This window comes from Novosphingobium sp. (assembly GCF_036820275.1).
Classification (GTDB): domain Bacteria; phylum Pseudomonadota; class Alphaproteobacteria; order Sphingomonadales; family Sphingomonadaceae; genus Novosphingobium.
The window spans coordinates 18,643-37,858 of the sequence record NZ_DAISLT010000022.1 but is presented as its reverse complement, the minus strand read 5'-3'; the positions used below and the strand labels follow the sequence as shown (position 1 = coordinate 37,858).

The window sequence follows — 19,216 nt, the reverse complement described above, 5'->3', positions numbered from 1 at the left end:
GTGAATCCTCAGGCGATTTCGAGAGTTGTGGTCTTGAGATCGACGCTGCTGGCGCCGACCAGGATATCGAACAGGCCGGGTTCGACGACTTCGCGCATGTCCTCGTTCCAGAGGCTGAAATCGTCGGGGCCGAGCGTGAACTCGACTTTGCGCGTCTCGCCGGGCTTGAGCGTGACACGGCGGAATCCGCGCATTTCCATGACCGGGCGGGTTACACTTGCCGCCTGATCATGGACATAGAGCTGCACCACTTCATCGCCCTCGCGCTGGCCCGTGTTGGTCACATCGACGGAGACGGTGACATTGCCCGCCGTACCGATCCGCGCGGCCGAAAGGCTCGGCGCCCCCACGGTGAAGGTGGTGTAGCTGAGGCCGAAACCGAAGGGATAGAGCGGCGCCGTCTCGGTGAAGAGATAGCCGCGCTTGGCGGAGGGCTTGTGGTTGTAGAAGAAGGGCACCTGCCCCACGTCCTTGACCACGGTGACCGGCAGCTTGGCGCCCGGATTGACGTCTCCGAACAGCGCCTCGGCCATCGCGGTGCCGCCTTCCTGGCCGAGATACCAGCATTCGAGGATCGCGTCGGCCTGATCGGCCACGGTTGGCCACGACGGCGGACGGCCGTTGAGCGCAACGACGATCACCGGCTTGCCGGTTGCCTTGAGCGCGCGGAACAGGTCGTTCTGCTCTCCCACGAGGTCGAGGTCGGTGCGGTCGCCGAGGTGGTTCTTCGCGTAGCCTTCGCGGCTGGTCTGCTCGGTATCGCCGATGGCCAGAACCACCACGTCGCAGCCCTTGGCGATTTCTGCGGCTTCGGCAATCAGCGCCCGGTTCTTGGCAGGGTCCGCCAGCAGGACTTCGTTGGCCGAGCGGTCCTCGCTCCGGGTGATGAACACGCCTTGCGCGAAGACGACTTCGGCCTTGCCCGCGACGCGCGCCTTGATGCCTTCGACGAGGTTCACGCTGGAACGCGGCTCGGACGAATAGCCGCCGAGGCGGGTGACATTGGCGTTCGGGCCGACCACGGCGATGCGCTTCTGCGCGCCCGCCGCGAGCGGAAGAACCCCCGTATTCTTGAGCAGGCAGATCGACTTGCGCGCCGCTTCCAGCGCCAGCGCGCGGGCTTCGGCATTGGCGGTGAGCTTCGCGGAAGCCTTGGGATCGACCGGTCCGGCCTCGAACATGCCCGCGCGGAACTTCAGCGTCAGCATATGGCGGCAGGCGGCATCGACGGCGGCAAGCGGCACCAGCCCCTTGCGGACCTGATCGGCCAGCGTGCGATAGGCCTCGCCGTCGGGCAGGTCGCAATCTACCCCCGCGTGAAGGGCAAGACGCGCCGCACCCTCGATATCGCTGGCAAGGTGGTGGAACGAGGCGAGTTCGCCGATTGCGGCATAGTCGCTGACGATGGCCCCGTCGAAGCCCCATTCGCCGCGCAGCACGTCGTTCAGCAGCCAGCGGTTGGCATGGCTGGGGATGCCGTCGATCTCGTTGTACGAGGGCATGACCGCGGCAATGCCGGTGCGGCGCACCACTTCGCGGAACGGCGGGAAGAAGGAATCGTAAAGCTCGCGCTTGCCGAGCGGCGCCGGGGCCACGTTGTTGCCTGCCTCGGGCTGGCCGTGGCCGGTCATGTGCTTGAGCGTGGCGAAGACCTTGCCCTCGGCCAGTTCCTTGCCCGGTCCCTGCAGGCCGCGCACGGCGGCGACGCCCATTTCTCCGCAGAGATAGGGGTCTTCGCCGAAGGTTTCCTCGATACGGCCCCAGCGCGGGTCGCGGGCGATGTCCACCACCGGCGAGAGCGCCAGGGTGGAGCCGTGCGCGCGCACTTCGCGGCCGATCACCGACTGCACGCGCTCCACCAGATCGGTGTCGAAGCTGCCGGCCATGGCAATGGCCTGCGGGAAGCTGGTCGCTTCGGGCGCCATGTAGCCGTGGAGCGATTCCTCATGGAACAGCACGGGAATGCCGAGGCGGGTCTGCTCGCGCGCCCACTTCTGGGTGGCGTTGACGAAAGCGATGGTATCGGCGGGTTTGCGCCAGCGGCCCGTCACTTCGGTGCCGGTGTTGTTGGCCGTGGCCGCACCGCCGCGATCCGAAGGGCGCGCGATCTGGCCGATACCGTCGGGATGCGCCTTGCTGGCGAGTACCGGATCGAAAGCGCGCGATTCGTTCATGATCTCGCGCTTGCGGGTGGAAAGGGTGACGAGCTGGGCGACCTTCTCGTCCAGCGTCATGCGTGCCATCAGATCCTTGACGCGCAGATCCACCGGGACCTTCGGGTCCTTGTAAAGCGGCGTCGCGGCGCGCGCGGAGACCGGGAGGAAGGCCAGCATCGAGGCGCCCGCGCCCCAGCGCAGAAGTTCACGGCGCTTCACCGCAGCGGCGATCATGCCAAAACCTCCGGAAGCGGACAGAAACGTCCCGCAAGCGCCAGATAAACCGGAAGAATCATCGTGCTCCCCTGCATCCTCAGGCCCTCTATCCGGCCCATTTCCCAATCCGGCGGCAAAGGCTGTTGCCTGCCCGGAACTTTGTGTGTTAGCGGTATCATGCGCGACAACGAGCGAGCTTGTCAATGGCATCGCCGCGCTAATTGCATTTCGGCCACCGGCCACGATCTGGGATACAGGGGAGGATGATGAAGAAGCGGCTTCTGACGATCGGCGTATGCGTGACGGCCCTCGGCTTCGCGAGCGCTCCGGCCTTTGCAAACGACGGCTACGACCTCTGGCTGGCGCCTGCGAATGCCTCGACCACCACGGAAATCCGCGTGATCGGACAGTCGGAGACGCTGGAGCGCGCCGCCGGCGAACTGCGCCGCGACCTTGCCGCCACGCCGCTTCCGGTCGTCCTTGCGAAAGTAGGCGACCCGGCGCTTGCCGCCCTGCGCCTGCCCACGGCCTCGCTGGGCGAGGAAGGCTATCTCGTGCGCGCCGCCACGCTCGATGGCCGCAAGTCTCTGGTCGTCACCGGCAAGACCGATCGCGCCGTGCTCTACGGCGCTTTCGCCCTGATCCGCGCACAGAAGACCGGCGCCGACCTTGCCGCGATCGATCTCCAATCCGCCCCGAAGATCGGCCTGCGCGTGCTCAACCATTGGGACAACCTCGACGGTTCGGTGGAGCGCGGTTACGCGGGCCAGTCGCTGTGGGACTGGTGGACCCTGCCGGACTTCAAGGACCCGCGCTATACCGACTATGCCCGCGCCAATGCCGCGCTCGGCATCAACGGGATCGTCCTCAACAACGTCAACGCCAAGCCCGAAAGCCTGACCGCGCCCTATATCGCCAAGGCCAAGGCCCTGGCAGACGTGTTCCGGCCCTGGGGCATCAAGGTCTACCTCTCCGCCCGATTCTCGGCGCCGATCGAGATCGGCCACCTCAAGAGCGCCGACCCGCTCGATCCCGAAGTTCAGGCCTGGTGGAAGACCAAGACCGACGAGATCTACCGCGAAATCCCCGATTTCGGCGGCTTCCTGGTCAAGGCCAACAGCGAAGGCCAGCCCGGCCCACGCGACTATCACCGCAGCCATGCGGAAGGCGCCAACATGCTCGCCGCCGCCGTCGCGCCGCATAACGGCATCGTCATGTGGCGCGCCTTCGTCTATGCCGAGACCGACCCGGACGACCGCGCCAAGCAGGCCTATACCGAGTTCAAGCCGCTCGACGGCAAGTTCGCCGACAACGTGCTGGTGCAAGTGAAGAACGGCGCCATCGACTTCCAGCCCCGCGAGCCGTTCCACCCGCTGTTCGGCGCCATGCCGAAGACGCCGATGATGCTGGAACTCCAGATCACCAAGGAATACCTCGGCTTCGCCACCCACCTCGCCTACCTCGGCCCGCTGTTCGAGGAAGTGCTGGAGGCCGACACCCGCGCCAAGGGCAAGGGATCGACGGTCGCCAAGGTGGTGGACGGTTCGCTCTATGGCCATAAGCTCAGCGGCATTGCCGGTGTCGCCAATGTCGGGCGCGACCGCGACTGGTCCGGCTCGACGTTAAACCAGGCCAACTGGTACGCCTTCGGCCGCCTCGCCTGGGACCCGACGCTCCCCGCCGATGCCATCGCCCGCGAATGGGCGCAGCAGACCTTCGGCAACGATCCGCGCGTGGTCGATACCGCCGTCAAGATGATGATGGCCTCGCGCGAGGCGGTGGTCGATTATACCGGCCCGTTCGGCCTCGCCCACCTAATGGGCACCGGCCACCACTACGGTCCGGGGCCGTGGATCAGCGATCTCGCCCGGCCCGAATGGAACCCGGTCTACTATCACAAGGCCGACAAAAACGGCATCGGCTTCGACCGCACGAAGACCGGCAGCAATGCCGTCGCGCAGTACGAACCGGCGGTCGCAAAGATGCTGGCAGACCCGCGCACGGCGCCCGAAAGCGAACTGCTGTGGTTCCATCACCTGCCGTGGGACTGGAAGATGAAGTCCGGCCGTACGTTGTGGCAGGACATGGTCGCGCATTACGACCGCGGCGTTGCCACCGTCGCCCAGATGCAGGCGGAGTGGCAGGGCGTGAAAGGTCTCGTCGATGCCGAACGCTGGCAGAAGACGGCCTCGTACCTCCAGATCCAGCATAACGAGGCCAAGTGGTGGCGCGATGCCAGCCTGGCCTACTGGATGTCCGTCAACGGACTGCCGCTGCCCTCCGGCGTGGCTGCACCGGAACACGATCTGGCCTGGTACAAGGCGCAGGACTTCCCCCTCGCGCCTGGGCATCCTCATTGATTGGCCCCATCGATCGGGACAAACTGATCGCGTTTCGATGGTTGCGCTATCAGCCCGACTTGTGGTGTTAGCGAACATTCCCCGGCACGTTTCGCGCGTGCCGGGACTCCACCGGGGAACCAGATGAGCAGCCAGACCAGAGTTCCACGCAAGCAGCGCGCCAGCGCCAAGATCGACGACGTTGCGCGCCTAGCCGGGGTCTCGCCGATGACGGTCAGCCGCGTCATCAACAAGGGCGCCAATGTTCGCGAGGAGACTCGCCGCAAGGTCGAGGCCGCCATCGCGGAACTGAACTATGCCCCCAGCAATGCCGCGCGCATCCTGGCGGGCGGCGAGGACATCAGGATCGGCCTGCTCCACTCCAACCCCAGTTTTGCCTATCTCAGCGAATTCCTGGTCGGCGCGCTGGAGGAAACCAGCGCCGCCAATGCGCAGCTGCTGGTGAAGCCCTGCAACGAGGAGGGTGAAGGAGGCGGAGGGGAAGCCAAGGCGGTGGCGCAACTGCTGCGCACCCGCATCGACGGCGTGATCCTGCCGCCGCCGCTCAGCGACTCCCCTGCCGTGCTGGAAGCGCTCCGCCATGCCGACGTGCCGGTGGTGGCCGTCGCCACGGGCCGTGCGCCGGAATGGGCGCTCTCGGTGAGCATCGACGACCGCGAGGCGGCTTTCACGATGACCCACCACCTCGCCTCGCTGGGCCACCGCCGGATCGGCTTCATCACCGGCCATCCCAACCAGACGGCCAGCGCCGAGCGCCTCGACGGTTACCGCGAAGCGCTTTCGGCGCTGCACCTGCCGTTCGATCCGGCGCTGGTGGCGCAGGGCTACTTCACCTATCGCTCGGGGCTGGAAGCGGCGACGCAGCTTCTCGACCTCGACACGCCGCCGACGGCGATCTTCGCCTCCAACGACGACATGGCCGCCGCCGCGATCACCGTGGCGCACCGGCGCGGGCTGGACGTGCCGCGTCAGCTCACGGTCTGCGGCTACGACGATACCGCGCTGGCCGTTTCGGTCTGGCCCGAGCTGACGACGATCCGCCAGCCCACCACCGAAATGGCAAGGCGGGCAGTCCGCCTGCTGATCGGCGAAATCCGCTCGCGCAATAGTGGAAAGTCGGCAGGCGAACACCCGCATGTCGTGGCGGAGTTCAAGCTGATCCGCCGGGATTCGGACGCCGGCCCGACAGCCTGATCTTGACCTGACGGTACGAAAAACGCCCCTTGCGACAGATCGCAAGGGGCGTTTTTCGTTTCTGGCAGTCCATTCCCCACCCTCGTCATTGCGAGGAGGCGAAGCCGACGCGGCAATCCAGAGCCGCGTAATCCGTCCTGGATTGCTTCGCTACGCTCGCAATGACGAATGGAAAGCGGCAAGGACACGCGGCCCCTGCCCCGGGGTTTATCAGCCTTCCATCTCTTCCAGCTCGCGGCCCTTGGTCTCGTTGACCATGGCGCGGACGAAGAAGAACGATACCGCCGCGAAGAACGCATAGCCAGTGTAGGTCACGGCGAGGCCGGGGCTGACCGCCAGCGCCGGGAAGCTCACCGAAACCGCCGCGTTGGCGATCCACTGCGCGAAGCCCGCCACCGCGAGGCCGGAGCCGCGGATCTGGTTGGGGAACATCTCGCCGAGCATGACCCACATGATCGGGCCCCAGCTCATGTTGAAGAAGATCACGTAGAGATTGGCGGCGACCAGTGCGATCACGCCGTTGTTGCCGGGCAGCGAGACCGCGCCATCGGCGCCGGCGACGGCAGTCGAGAAGGCATAGGCCACGGTCGCCAGCGTCACCGCCATACCGGCCGAACCGATCAGCAGCAGCGGCTTGCGGCCGATGCGGTCCACCAGCGCGATCGTCGCCAGGCAGGCGCCGATCGAGAGCACGCCGGAGAGGATATTGGTCTGGAGCGCGTAGTCTTCCGAGAAGCCGACCGCCTCCCACAGGGTGGCGCCGTAGTAGAACACCACGTTGATACCGACGAGCTGCTGGAACACGGCGAGGCCGATGCCGGCCCAGACGATCGGGCGCACCCGGCCGGTGGTCTTCTCGATCAGGTCCGAGAGCTTGGGCTTGTGATGGTCTGCGGCGAGGCTGGCGCGGATTTCGGCGACCTTGCGGTCGGCCTCGGCCGTGCCGAACAGCTTGGTCAGGACGGCGTGGGCTCGCGGTTCCTGGCCCTTGACGACAAGGTAGCGCGGGCTTTCAGGGATGATCAGCAGCGCCAGGAAGTAGATCGCGGCCGGAATCGACTGGAGCCAGAACATCCAGCGCCAGGCCGGAAGGTCGAGCCAAAGCGGCGCGGTGGAGCCGCCGGCGTAGCGCGCGAGCACGAAGTTGGCGACGAAGGCGCCGGTGAGACCGCTGATGATCATCACCTGCTGCACGCTCGACAGGCGACCGCGAATGGCGGCGGGCGTCACTTCCGAGATATAGACCGGCGAGATCACGCTGGCCGCGCCCACGCCGAGGCCGCCGATGATGCGCGCGATGATGAAGATGGCCGAGGAACCGGCGGCACCGGCTACAAGGGCGCTGACGAAGAACAATACGGCGGCGAGCATCATCACGCCGCGGCGGCCGATGACGTCGGCCATGCGACCGGCGGCGAAAGCGCCGATCGACGAGCCGACGAGGATCGCGCCGACATTGAAGCCGATGCCCAGCTTGCCGAGATCGAAGGCGGCTTCAAGCCCCTTCTGGGTGCCGTTGATAACGCCGGAATCGTAGCCGAACATGAAACCGCCGATCGTGGCGACGGCCACGATGGCGATGATGAACGCCATGTTGATCCGGCTTTCCGAACCAAAAGCTGGCCCAGTCTGCGCCGCAGTCATTCCTCTTTCCCCTTCATCGAGATGCGCGATATTATTTTTAGCGCCCGAAATCAGTCGCCCGGACTTAGCTGTTGGCCGGGCTCACCCGCAAGCCGGAAACGCCCGGATCGAAAGCAAAAACATTGCCCGCGAGCGGCTGCTGTTCCAGTTCCGCCGCCGACAGGCCTTTTCGCGCCGTGGTGGCATAGGCCGTGCGCAGATCCGGGCCGCCGAAGGCGATCTTGGTGATGTTGGCGACCGGGAATTTCACGGTCTCCATCAACTTGCCCGCCGGGTCGTAGCGGCGCACGCCCCAGCCACCGAACAGGCCGGTCCAGAGGCAGCCCTCGGCATCGATCACGCAGCCGTCGGGCCAGCCCGCGCCGTCCTCGATCGTGACGAACAGCTCGGGCCTGCCGAGCGTGCCGTCCTCAGCGACGGCGACGCGCCAGATCGTCTTGCCCAGCGTATCGGTGTGCCAGAGCGTCCGTCCGTCCGCGCTGATCGCCGGGCCGTTTGTGATGACCACCTCGGGCAGACCGGCATGGGCGCAGTGCCCGTTGTCGAGCCGGTAAAGCGCGCCCGAAGCCTCGGTCTCGTCGTCGTGCATCGAACCCAGCCAGATGCGCCCCGCAGGATCGGTAGCGGCATCGTTGAGCCGGTTTTCGGGACGGCTCGGCTCCGGATCGTGAAGCAGCTCGAACGTGCCGGTTTCCGGGCTGAAGCGATGCAGCCCGGTCTTGATCCCGGCGATCATGTCGCCGCGCTCGGTCGGCAGTGCCCAGCCGATCTGGTCGGGCGCATGCCACATGTCGAGCATGCCCGTCGCCGGATCGTGCCGGTAGAGCCGGTGCTCCTTGATGTCGACGAACCACAGGCGGTCGCCGGTCCAGACCGGCCCCTCGCCCAGCGTGGCGCCGATGGAGAGGACGGATTCCGGTTTCATCTCAGCGCCACCCGGCATCGACGAAGTAGTCGTGCCCCGTGCACATGGCGCCGTCGTCCGAGGCCAGGAACAGGCAGAGCGCGGCGACGTCGGCAGGCTGGATGCGCGCCTTCAGGCACTGTGCAGCCATGATCTCCGCCTCGCCCTCGGGCGTGTACCACTGCTTCTGACGCGGGGTATCGACATTGCCCGGCACGATCGTGTTGACGCGGATATTGTCCGCGCCAAGATCGCGCGCCATCGCGCGGGTCATGCCCTCGATGGCCGCCTTGGCGGTCTGGTAGAGCACGAGGTCCGGCAAGCCGAGGTGCCAGCTGATCGAACCGAAGTTCAGGATCACGCCGGAACCTTGCGCCTTCATGCCGGGAAGCACCGCCTGGGCGACGAAGAACTGGTGCCTCAGGTTGGTGGCCATGCGATCGTCCCAGTAAGCGGGCGTCACGTCGTCGATCGTGTGGCGATCGTCGTTGGCGGCATTGTTGAGCAGCACGTCGACGCCGCCCAGCAGGCCCGAAAGCTCGGCCATAGTCGCGGCGGTGGCGTCAAGATCGCGAAGGTCGCAGGCGCGGAAATGCGTGCCCGGCAGCGAGGCGGAAAGCGCCTCGCCCGCGGCGGCGTTGATGTCCACGAAAGCGATCTGGGCACCCTGCGCGGCAAAAGCCTCGACAAGGCCCGCACCGATGCCGGTGCCGCCGCCCGTGATCACCACGCGCTTGCCCTTGAGGCTGGGGTAGATGGCGGAATGTTTGGTCATGGATGGGCCTTCATCAAGCCTTGAGCAGGCCGCGCGAGAGCAGGTTGGCATAGAGCGCGGCAATGCCGTTGCGCCAGGGCGCGGCATCGCGCGAGGTGACGACGCGGTTCCGGAGCTGACCCAGCTTGTCGCTCTCGATGGTGACGACGTCGCCCACCTTGTGGGTGAAGCCGCGGCCTTCCTCGTCGCGGTCCTGCACGGGCGCGAAGAGCGTGCCGAGGAACAGCACGAAACCGTCGGGGTACTGATGTTCGCTCAGCGTCTGGCGCACGAGGTCCAGCGGATCGCGGCTGATCTCGGCCATATTGCTGGTGCCGCGCAGCGCGAACTGGTCCTCGCCGGTGATCGAGAGGCGCACTTCGGCGACGCGCACGTCGTCGATGGTGAAGCTCCCGTCGAAGATGCGGACGAGCGGGCCGAGCGAGCAGGAGGCGTTGTTGTCCTTGGCCTTGCCCAGCAGCAGGGCCGAGCGCCCCTCGAAATCGCGCAAGTTGACGTCGTTGCCGAGCGTGGCACCGACCGCCTTGCCGTCGCTGCCGACCAGCAGGGCGATTTCGGGTTCGGGGTTGTTCCAGCTCGAATCCGAGCGCACGCCGATCTCGGCACCGACGCCGACGGTGGAGAGCACCGGCGACTTGGTGAAGACTTCCGCGTCGGGACCGATCGCGACTTCAAGGTACTGCGACCAGAGGCCGTCCTCGATCAGCGCGGCCTTGAGCGCGGCAGCACCTTCCGAACCGGGCACGACCGAGCGGATCTGGCCGCCGATGCGCGATTCCAGACGCTCGCGAATGGCAGCGGCGGCGCTCCAGTCACCACGGGCGCGCTCTTCGATCACGCGCTCGATGGCGGACGTGGCGAACGTGACGCCGCAGGCCTTCACGCACTGCAGATCGACCGGGCTGAGCAGGTTCACGGCCTCGGGATCGAAAGCGCCGAGGTTCTTGCCGCCGGTGCCGGAGAAGTCGCCCGCCTCGACCAGCGCCGAGACAGTCGGCGCCACGGCGGACATGTCGATCACTTCGCCGCGAACGACGAGAATCGGGCTGGGCCCTTCGCCGAAATCGGCGCGCCCCAGAAAAGTACCGGAAGTCCAGTCGGCAGGCATCAACGACATGCAGTATCGGGATTCGCCACGGATTCCCCCTCCCATGTTTCTTTAAGTGATAGCGCTACCAATCGGCAGATCGGAGGGCTTTGTCAAGACCGATCGAGCAGGCGCGATCCTGCCGTGCCGGGACGCCGCCGGAACACGCGGGCCGTAGGCCGCCAGTAAGCAGGGTTCAGAGGAAAGAGGGAGGCGAAACCGCTCCAGCCCTGCGAGGGCGCCGGTCCGGCTCGCGGAAGCCGCCGATCGATGAGGGTTCGGCTTCGCGCCGCCGCCGTGATGCCAGACGCTGGAGCGCCCTTGCGGAAATCACCCGGATGCCGCCTTCCGAAACGACACACCACCTGCCGTGCTCGGTCAGTTCGGCATCGAGGTCGAAGCCGTCAGGCACGACGGCATCGGCCAGCACGATCGCATCGGAGATCGTCACCGCCCGCCCGATCGTGGCGCCCGGCAGCAACACGACATTGCGCAAGCGCGATCCGAACCCGATCGCGCGGCGGTCTCCAAGGCCATGATGAACCGGATAGTCGATCGACCACGCGGGATCGAGCGGCAGCGAGCCGTCGAGCAACTGGCGCTGCACGCCGTGATAGGCATCGAGCGTGCCGAGATCCCGCCACAAGGGCTCGCGGCCCTGTCGCCCGGGCAAGGTATAGGCGAAGGCCGTTCCGCAGGAGACGAGCGCGGGAACGATGTGCTTGCCGAAGTCGAGATCGGCCACGGTGCCCTCGATCTCCTTCAGCAGATCGCGCAGGAGCGGCCATCCGAAGACGTAGATGCCCATGGATGCGAGCGTGAAGCCCGGCCTGTCCGGCGCCGGCGGCGCCACGAAGGGTTTCTCGACGAAGGACGTAACGCGATGCGCGGCATCGGCTTCGAGCACGCCCAGCCCCGCTGCCTGCTCTTGCGGGACATGGACGACGCCCACCGTCACTTCGGCACCGGTGGCGATGTGGCGCTCCACGAAGGGGCGGTAGTCCATCTGGTAAAGATGGTCGCCGGCCAGGATCACGACATGGCGCGGCGCGATCAGGTCGATCTCGTCGACGACGCAGGAAACCGCGGCAGCCGTGCCTTCGTAAGGGCCGTACTCGGCGCCATCGAGGATCGAGATGGCAGGCTGCGCGGTTTCGGCCTGCCAACTGTCCAGCAGGTGGCGATGGAGCGTATCGGGCTGATACTGGGTCAGCACCATGGCCTGACCGATGCCGGAATTGACGACATTGGCCAGGGTGAAGTCGATCAGCCGCGCATGGGGACCGATCGGCAGCGCCGGTTTCGCTTCGCGGTCGGTCAGGTCGTGAAGGCGGCTGCCCCGACCTCCCGCCAGGATGATCGCCAGGACTTTTCCGTTACGGTCTTCGGGATTGGCCCCAGGCATTCGCCCCTCTTCATCACAGTAATGCTCCGGTGCCTAATCCGCGAAAGGAGGGCCCGGTTCCGCCGCGCCGGGCACGGTTCGTCGCATTCGGACTTTGGCTCAGGCGCTCCGGAACCGCGATTTGGAAACATGGGTAATCCGGCAAGCGAGGTCCGCCTCTCCGGACGCTACAATGTAATGATCGCCTGCCTCGACGATTCCCGTCGTGAAAACAACATCATGCAGGTACATCTGCGCTTCCAGCGGCCGGGTGAGCCGCGGATCGGCCTCGATCAGCGGACTACTTCCGGTGCGCAGGACGCGTGAGGGATCGGCGCTGTCGAGGATCGACCAGTACGTGCGATAGATGCCGACGATTTCCTTGGGCTCCACCCCGTGCCAGAGCGTCAGCCAGCCTTCCTCGGTGAGGATCGGCGGGGCGCCTCCGCCCATGCGCGCGGTGGCGACAGTGCCCGAATGCGGCCGGATGCCGGGCTTGCGGCAGGGCTTCCAGAACCTGCAGTCGGGAGAATGGGCGAGGTTGATCGACGGCCCAGCCCGCCATTCGCTGCCCGGCGGATAGGCGAAATAGAGATCGCCCAGCGGCCGCGTCTGCGCCCAGTAGTGTCCGTCGATCAGACCCTCGAAGATGAGCATGTCCTTGTTCTGGTGATCGAGCACGATATCCTCGAAACGCCAGTCCAGCCCGTTTTCCGAGCTGTAGAGCGTCGTCGAATGACGCTCCGGGCTGACGGAACAGGTCGTCATCAGCCAGCTTCCGTCCACCTTGCTGATCCGCGCATCCTCCACGCCGTAGCATTGCAGGCTGCTGCGCGGCGCCACGGCCCGGTCGTAATGGACGGCGATCACTTCCAATCCCTCGGCATCGAGTTCGACCGGGAGCAGCCAGGACAGCGAGGTCAGCGCCATGACCTTCCAGCCGCCTCCGCGCAGCATGAACTTGCGCGGATCGGCCGTGTCGGCATGTTCGAGCGGCCAGGCGTCCAGCACATAGCGCCCCTCGGTTCCCTCCTCGCCCTCCCAGCGGATGGCGTGGACATGACCGTCCCGGATCGGCTCGCGCAGCGCCTCGGCTACGCGGACCATCATCAGCAGATTGCCGGAGGGCAGCCGCGTGAAGCCCGGATTGAACGCACCCAGCACATATGTCTCCGCGTCGAGATGCCCGGCCAGCGGGGAGCGCGAGAGGTCCACATCGTCGGGTACGAAGACGAGGCGGTCCTCTGGAAACGGGTCTGGCATCTTCGCGAACTCTCCCGGACTTGCGCAGGGCTAACGCACCGGAACGCGTGGAGTGCCCTCACCCTGCTGGGCACAGCCGCCGGTTGACGCTTTCACAAGCCTGCTCCTAATCCGGAAGCGTGAACCGCCGGGAACAATTTCACCGGCATAACCATTGATCCGGCTTGCAAGGACGCCCGCGCGGCATTCGCGCAAATCGCTTTGGCGGATCGCCCGACCGGCGGGACCATGCTCTCCAAGGGCACCCTGCCGACAGCACACCAGAACGAAGAGTACCCATGGCTGCAAGCACTCCCACCCCCTCCTCGACACCGCCGGTCCAAGCCCAGACCCGACCTCCTGCGCCCGACGTGCAGGCGCAGCTTCAGGACCTTACCCATTCGACGGTCGGCTGGTTCCAGGCTTACTGGCTGCAGATCATCATCGCCGGTGCCATCGCCTTCGGCATCGTCACGGCACTCTATGCCTTGCGCAGGCTCGGCACCCGTCTCTGTCGCCCGGGACATGCACGCGGCGCCTGGCTGACCGTGGTGGGCCGGGTGGCGGCCAAGACCACCAACTATTTCATCATCATGGTCGCCATCAAGGTGGTCGACAACTACGCCCAGACGCCGCCGATGCTCGACAATCTGGTGACGTTCCTGTTCACCATCGCCGCCGTGCTGCAATGCGCGATCTGGGCACGCGAACTGATCCTCGGCGCCATCGAGCACAAGACCGCCAGCGAGCATTTCCAGGGCGAGACGATCATCAATGCCATGGGCCTCATCCGGCTGCTGGTGAGCGTGGTGGTCTTCGCAGTCGCCACCGTGGTCCTGCTAGACAACCTGGGTGTCAACGTGACGGGTCTCGTCGCCGGTCTCGGCGTCGGCGGCATCGCCATCGGCCTGGCCGCGCAGGGCATCTTCGCGGATCTCTTCGCGGCGCTGGCGATCATCTTCGACCGTCCGTTCAGCAAGGGCGACCAGATCAGCTACGGCACCAGCAGCGGCACGATCGAGGCGATCGGCCTCAAATCCACCCGCATCCGCGCCTATACCGGCGAACTGCGGGTGATCTCCAACAAGGCCCTGCTCGACAAGGAACTGCTCAACGTCACCAAGCGGGACCATATCCGCATGCCCTTCACCATCGGCGTCGCCTACGAGACGCCGCCGGAAACGCTGGCGCGGGTTCCCGCCATCCTGAAGGAACTGGTCGAGGCCGAAGGTGCCAAGGCGGCGCGCGCCGGTTTCGAGACTTTCGGCGCCAGTTCGCTGGACTTCACCCTGCTGGTGGATGTCCCGGGCGCGGACTGGTCGGTCGCCCACCCGCTGCGCGACCGGCTGCTGGTGGCGATCATGAAGCGCTTCGCGGCGGAGGGCATCTCGATCCCCTATCCTACCCAGACCACCTTCACCGCGGCACCGGACGGCAAGCTCATCATGCCCTACCTCGACGGCGCCAGCACCCTGCCCGTCGAACGGACCTGAACGCACGAAGCCCCGGCCGCCAAGGCGACCGGGGCTTCGCTCGAACCTTCAAGAGAGTTCAGGTAACAGGAACGTCCTGACGGTCCAGCGCCAGCGAAAGCTCGCGCACGGCCGCCACTTCCGCCGGATCGCCCAGCACCACGCCGACGCGCTGGTGCAGACCGATCGCCTCGACATCGAGGATCCGCTCGCGCCCGTCGGTGGCGGCACCGCCGGCCTGCTCGATCAGGAGAGCCATCGGATTGGCTTCATAGAGCAGGCGCAGACGCGCCTTGCCCGGATTGGCATAGTCCGACGGGTAGAGGAACACGCCGCCGCGCTTCAGGATACGGTGCACGTCCGCAACCATCGAGCCGGTCCAACGCATGTTGTACTGCCCGGCAAGCGGGCCGTCGACGCAGCCCACGCGCTCATCGACATAGCGCGAGATGCCCGGCGACCACTGGCTACGGCGCGCCATGTTGATCGCGACTTCGGTCGTGCCGGACGTGACCTTGAGCGGCCCGTCGGTCATGCGCCACGCGCCGACTTCGCGGTCGAGCGTGAATTCGTAGACGCCGGTGCCGATCGTCAGGACCAGCAGGGTCTGCGGGCCGTAGATCGCATAGCCGGCGGCCACCTGCTCGCGGCCGTACTGAAGGAAGTCTTCTTCCGTCACTTCACGGCCCGACGCGCCTTCAGGCGCCTTGAACACCGAGAAAATCGTGCCGACCGAGAGATCGACGTCGATGTTGCTGGATCCGTCGATGGGATCGTAGAGCAGCAGGTATTCGCCCTTAGGGTAGCGACCGGGAATGCGGTGGATGGTTTCCATCTCTTCCGAGGCCAGGGCAGCAAGGTGGCCGCCCCACTCGTTGGCATCGACCAGCAAGTCGTTGGCGATGACATCCAGCTTCTTCTGCACTTCGCCCTGGACGTTTTCGGAGCCCAGGCTGCCGAGCACGTCGCCCAGCGCACCCTTGGAGATCGCCTGTGCGATCACCTTGCAGGCGCGGGCCACGGTCTCGATCAGGAGACGCAGTTCGGCGGGACAGGCGGAATTGGGCTCCCGTTGCTGTTCTATCAGAAAACGGGTGAGCGTAGTCGGCTTCATGGTCGGTTCCCTGCCTGACGGTATTGGAGGCGATGACGGCCTGAAAGTGTGAGACGCGGCGGCCCAGCGGCCTCCGGTTCGGCATCCTTAGACCAAGCCGCGCGGCGCGGCCATCGGCAAACGCTGGAATGAAGGATTAGAAAGGCGGAGTTTTTGCCCGATCCATCGCTCGATCGATCAAAGGGTAATTATCGGAGCTGAATCCGCCGCAAGAACGATGTTCTCTTCCACCCCGCAACGGATGGTGATATCCTGCGCGCAACCGCCAGAGAGCGGATGAACAGGAGAGCGCCATGGAACGGTTGGAATCCGTATTTTGCGTCTGCGAGTTTCGGGCCTTGTGCGCCGCGGTCTGCTGTTCGGGCAGCGTCGCGCTCGTCACGATCCTGCTATTGACCTGATCCTTCGTCGGGCCTGAAGGCCCCCAGGCTGCTGGGCGCGCCCATTTCAACGATGCGCCCGTTCAATGTCGTGAGAATCGATAGGAACTTCTCCAGGTCCTGTTCCGGCAAACATGCAAAGAACTCTGCGGCGAACACATCCCGGTGAGGCTCCACCTCCCGGATGACCCCGCGCCCCGCCTCCGTCAGATTGATCCGTTTGGCCCGCCGATCGTTCGGGTCCGGATGGCGCATGACCAGCCCGTCCCGCTCCAGCCCATCCACCGCCTCGGTCACGGTGCGCGGCGCCTGACCGAGCGCATCGGCAATGTCGGTCGAGCGCATTTCTCCGCAACGCTCTATCAACAACAGCAGCTTGAGCTGGGCAAGAGACGCGCCCTGCGCCCGCATCCGGTCGTTGAAGAGACGGTGCATTCTGAAGTGCAGATCGCGCATCTGCTCGAGGACGTCCTGCTGAATGCTCATGACAAGAAATATTGTGGGACCATATCAAATGGCATTGCCATATGCTTCGCAGCGGTGCAAGTGCGGGATATATCACTGCTGCGATGCAGCAATAAGGCACGAGTAAAAGACCGATGGCAAACGACGTGACCGAGTCGCAGGAAAGCCCCTCCGCGCAGAAAAGTTCCCGCACGCGCTTCGTGCTTCTGGGGGGCGTCGCCGTGGCGATCGTCGCCGGCGGGGCCTGGCTGCTCCACTACGAGACGCGCGGCAAGTATCTGCAGGATACCAACGACGCCTTTATCCAGGCCGATGCGGTTACCGTCTCGCCCCGGATTTCCGGCTATGTCGATGCCGTGCTGGTCGGCGACAACGAGAACGTGAAGGCCGGACAGCCGCTCGTACGCATCGACCCGCGCGACTATGACGCCCAGGCCCAGCAATATCAGGCGCAGATCGACGTCGCCAAGGCTAATGCCGAAAACGTCCGCGCCGGAATCAGCGAGCAGGAAGCCGGGATCGCCCAGGCCCGCGCCCAGCTCGCCTCGGCCGAGGAAGACGCCCGCTATGCCGAGCGCGAGGCAGCCCGTTACGCCCCGCTCGCCGCCAGCGGCGCCGAAACGAAGCAGCAGCTCGCATCCTTGCGCAACCAGGCGGCAAAGGCCCGCGCCGCTGCCGATGCACAGCGCGCCGCCCTGCTTTCGACCGAGCGCCGGATCGGTTCGCTCAAGGCGCAGATCCGTCAGGCCGAAGCCCAAGGCGAAGCCGCCAAGGCCCAACTGGCCGCCGCCCATGTCAATGTCGGCGCCACCGTGCTCAAGGCCAGCGTCGACGGCCGCATCGGCGATCGCACCGTACGCGCCGGGCAGTACGTGCAAGCGGGCACCCGCCTGATGTCGGTCGTGCCGCTGAACAAGCTCTATGTCACGGCGAACTTCAAGGAAACGCAGATCGGCCTGATGTACGCCGGCCAGCCCGCGACGATCGAAGTCGATGCACTGAACGGCACCAAGATCGCCGGTCACGTCGAAAGCATCTCGCCGGGCACCGGCGCGCAGTTCTCGCTGCTGCCGCCGCAGAACGCCACCGGCAACTTCACCAAGATCGTCCAGCGCGTCCCCGTGCGCATCGCCATCGACGCCGGACCGGAAGCCCGCCGCGTGCTGGTGCCCGGTCTTTCGGTGACGGTCACCGTCGACACGATCTCGGCCAAAGGCGCGCAGCACAGCATCGCTCAGGAAGAGAAGGCCCAGCGGGACAAGCGCCAGTGAGCACGGCTCCCGCTCTTTCCGGGAGCGCCCCCGTACCGGAACAGCGCGCCGATGCCGCCGCCTGGCTGGCGGTAGCGGCGGGGACGCTGGGCGCGCTGATGGCGACGCTCGACGTCTCCATCGTAAACAGCTCGCTGCCTACCATCCAGGGTGAGATCGGCGCCAGCGGCACCGAAGGCACCTGGATCGCCACCGCCTATCTCGTCGCGGAGATCGTCATCATCCCGCTGTCCGGCTGGCTCGAACGCCTGCTCGGCCTACGGACGCTGTTGCTCGTCGCTTCTGCACTGTTCACGCTGTTCTCGATCATGTGCGGCCTCTCGACGACGCTGCCGATGATGATCGTCGGCCGCATCGGCCAGGGCTTCACCGGCGGCGCGCTGATCCCCACCGCCATGACCATCGTGGCAACGCGGTTACCCCGCGCACAGCAGCCGATCGGCAATGCCCTGTTCGGCGCCACCGCCCTGCTCGGCCCGGTGGTCGGCCCGGTGCTGGGCGGCTGGCTGACCGAGAACGTCAGCTGGCACTATGCCTTCTTCCTGAACCTGCCCGTCGGCATCGCCCTGGCGACTCTGTTGCTCGTCGCGATTCCACACCAGAAGTCCAACCTCAGCCTCATTCGCGAGGCGGACTGGCTGGGCATCCTCGGCCTTGCCCTCGGCCTCGGCGGATTGACCGTGGTGCTGGAAGAAGGCGAGCGCGAACAGTGGTTCTCCTCGGAACTGATCGTCATGCTCACGGGGGTCACGATCCTCGGGCTGATCATGATCGCCCTGGGTCAGGTCTTCGCGCGCAAGCCGGTCATCAAGCTCAGGCTCCTGCTGGACCGTCAGTTCGGCAGCGTCGTCGCCATGGTCACCGTGGTCGGCATGGTGATCTACGGGACCTCCTACGTGATCCCGCAGTTCCTCTCGACGATCGCGGGCTACAACTCGCTGCAATCGGGGCAGGTGGTGATGCTCTCGGGCATTCCCGTCATGCTGATGATGCCGGTGACGCCCTGGCTGATCCGAAATGTCGACATCCGGCTCTCGGTGGGCTTCGGGCTCTCGGTCCTGGCTCTCAGCGCCTGGCTGGAAACCGGCCTCACCCCGCTCTCCGACGGCGCGGACTTCGTCGAATCCCAGCTCATGCGCGGCATGGGTACGGTGTTCTGCATGATGTTCCTGAACCAGGCGGCGATCCGCTCGGTGCCCAAGGAAGAGGCGGGCGACGCTTCGGGTCTCTACAACGCCGCACGCAACCTTGGCGGCTCGTTCGCGCTGGCCGGGATCGCGGTGATCCAGGACCAGCGCCTCTGGCTCCACGCCCGGCGGCTGGAGGAGAGCCTCAACGCCAATTCCGTCGCCGTGCAGGACTATGTGACCGCGCAAGGTGCCGGGGTCCTGCGCTCGCTCGAAGCGACGATCCAGATCCAGTCGCTGACGATGACTTACGCCGACATGTTCTGGATGATGTCGGTGGGCATCGTCTTCGTCATTCCGCTCGTCCTGTTCCTTCGCCCGCTGCCCAAGAATGCACCGCTGGCGACCGGACATTGAGGTACACC

The 19,216-nt window shown here is 65.9% G+C and carries 14 protein-coding genes; 5 read left to right on the top strand and 9 right to left on the bottom strand.

All coding sequences use genetic code 11. The annotated features are described in order from the left end of the window. Nucleotides 1–8: 8 nt before the first annotated feature. Nucleotides 9–2,390, bottom strand: coding sequence for a glycoside hydrolase family 3 N-terminal domain-containing protein (locus V7066_RS17060; RefSeq protein ID WP_442947340.1), 2,382 nt, complete (start codon nt 2,388–2,390; stop codon nt 9–11). A 245-nt stretch (nt 2,391–2,635) separates the two neighbouring features. Between V7066_RS17060 and V7066_RS17055 the strand changes: the two genes are divergently transcribed. Next, nucleotides 2,636–4,732 (top strand): alpha-glucuronidase family glycosyl hydrolase, encoded by a 2,097-nt coding sequence (locus tag V7066_RS17055; protein WP_442947339.1) that lies wholly within the window; start codon nt 2,636–2,638, stop codon nt 4,730–4,732. A 123-nt stretch (nt 4,733–4,855) separates the two neighbouring features. After that, entirely contained in the window at nt 4,856–5,926 is a 1,071-nt protein-coding gene (locus V7066_RS17050) for a LacI family DNA-binding transcriptional regulator (RefSeq protein ID WP_334184182.1), read from the top strand. Nucleotides 5,927–6,136: 210 nt separating this feature from the next. Here V7066_RS17050 and V7066_RS17045 read toward each other — a convergent pair whose 3' ends face one another. The 6 genes from V7066_RS17045 to V7066_RS17020 form a co-directional block, all read right to left on the bottom strand. Then, nucleotides 6,137–7,600 carry a sugar porter family MFS transporter gene (locus V7066_RS17045; protein ID WP_334184224.1) on the bottom strand — a complete coding sequence of 488 codons (1,464 nt, stop codon included), beginning with the start codon at nt 7,598–7,600 and terminating at the stop codon, nt 6,137–6,139. Nucleotides 7,601–7,634: 34 nt separating this feature from the next. Further along, nucleotides 7,635–8,495, bottom strand: a complete 861-nt coding sequence (locus tag V7066_RS17040; RefSeq protein WP_334184181.1) for an SMP-30/gluconolactonase/LRE family protein — start codon at nt 8,493–8,495, stop codon at nt 7,635–7,637. A 1-nt stretch (nt 8,496) separates the two neighbouring features. Then, nucleotides 8,497–9,249, bottom strand: a complete 753-nt coding sequence (locus tag V7066_RS17035; protein WP_334184180.1) for an SDR family NAD(P)-dependent oxidoreductase — start codon at nt 9,247–9,249, stop codon at nt 8,497–8,499. Between the two features lie 13 nt (nt 9,250–9,262). Then, nucleotides 9,263–10,366 carry a fumarylacetoacetate hydrolase family protein gene (locus tag V7066_RS17030; RefSeq protein ID WP_334184179.1) on the bottom strand — a complete coding sequence of 368 codons (1,104 nt, stop codon included), beginning with the start codon at nt 10,364–10,366 and terminating at the stop codon, nt 9,263–9,265. A gap of 166 nt (nt 10,367–10,532) precedes the next feature. Then, the gene (locus V7066_RS17025) at nt 10,533–11,741 is read right to left on the bottom strand and encodes a sugar phosphate nucleotidyltransferase (protein ID WP_334184178.1); all 1,209 of its coding nucleotides are present in this window, start codon (nt 11,739–11,741) and stop codon (nt 10,533–10,535) included. Nucleotides 11,742–11,840: 99 nt separating this feature from the next. Continuing rightward, a complete protein-coding gene (locus V7066_RS17020; protein ID WP_334184177.1) occupies nt 11,841–12,983 on the bottom strand; it encodes a glycosidase in 1,143 nt (380 codons plus the stop codon). Nucleotides 12,984–13,261: 278 nt separating this feature from the next. Here V7066_RS17020 and V7066_RS17015 point away from each other — a divergent pair, with 278 nt between their 5' ends. Continuing rightward, a complete protein-coding gene (locus tag V7066_RS17015; protein WP_334184176.1) occupies nt 13,262–14,455 on the top strand; it encodes a mechanosensitive ion channel family protein in 1,194 nt (397 codons plus the stop codon). Nucleotides 14,456–14,513: 58 nt separating this feature from the next. Here the strand turns inward: V7066_RS17015 and V7066_RS17010 are convergent, their stop codons facing one another. Further along, a complete protein-coding gene (locus tag V7066_RS17010) occupies nt 14,514–15,548 on the bottom strand; it encodes a class 1 fructose-bisphosphatase (RefSeq protein WP_334184175.1) in 1,035 nt (344 codons plus the stop codon). Between the two features lie 389 nt (nt 15,549–15,937). Continuing rightward, nucleotides 15,938–16,414 carry a MarR family winged helix-turn-helix transcriptional regulator gene (locus tag V7066_RS17005; protein ID WP_334184174.1) on the bottom strand — a complete coding sequence of 159 codons (477 nt, stop codon included), beginning with the start codon at nt 16,412–16,414 and terminating at the stop codon, nt 15,938–15,940. Nucleotides 16,415–16,527: 113 nt separating this feature from the next. On the opposite strand from V7066_RS17005, the gene V7066_RS17000 reads away from it, so the two are divergent. Beyond that, nucleotides 16,528–17,664 carry an HlyD family secretion protein gene (locus V7066_RS17000; protein ID WP_334184173.1) on the top strand — a complete coding sequence of 379 codons (1,137 nt, stop codon included), beginning with the start codon at nt 16,528–16,530 and terminating at the stop codon, nt 17,662–17,664. Then, nucleotides 17,661–19,208 carry an MDR family MFS transporter gene (locus V7066_RS16995; protein ID WP_334184172.1) on the top strand — a complete coding sequence of 516 codons (1,548 nt, stop codon included), beginning with the start codon at nt 17,661–17,663 and terminating at the stop codon, nt 19,206–19,208. The genes V7066_RS17000 and V7066_RS16995 overlap by 4 nt, the downstream gene beginning before the upstream one ends. The last annotated feature ends 8 nt before the right edge of the window (nt 19,209–19,216 follow it).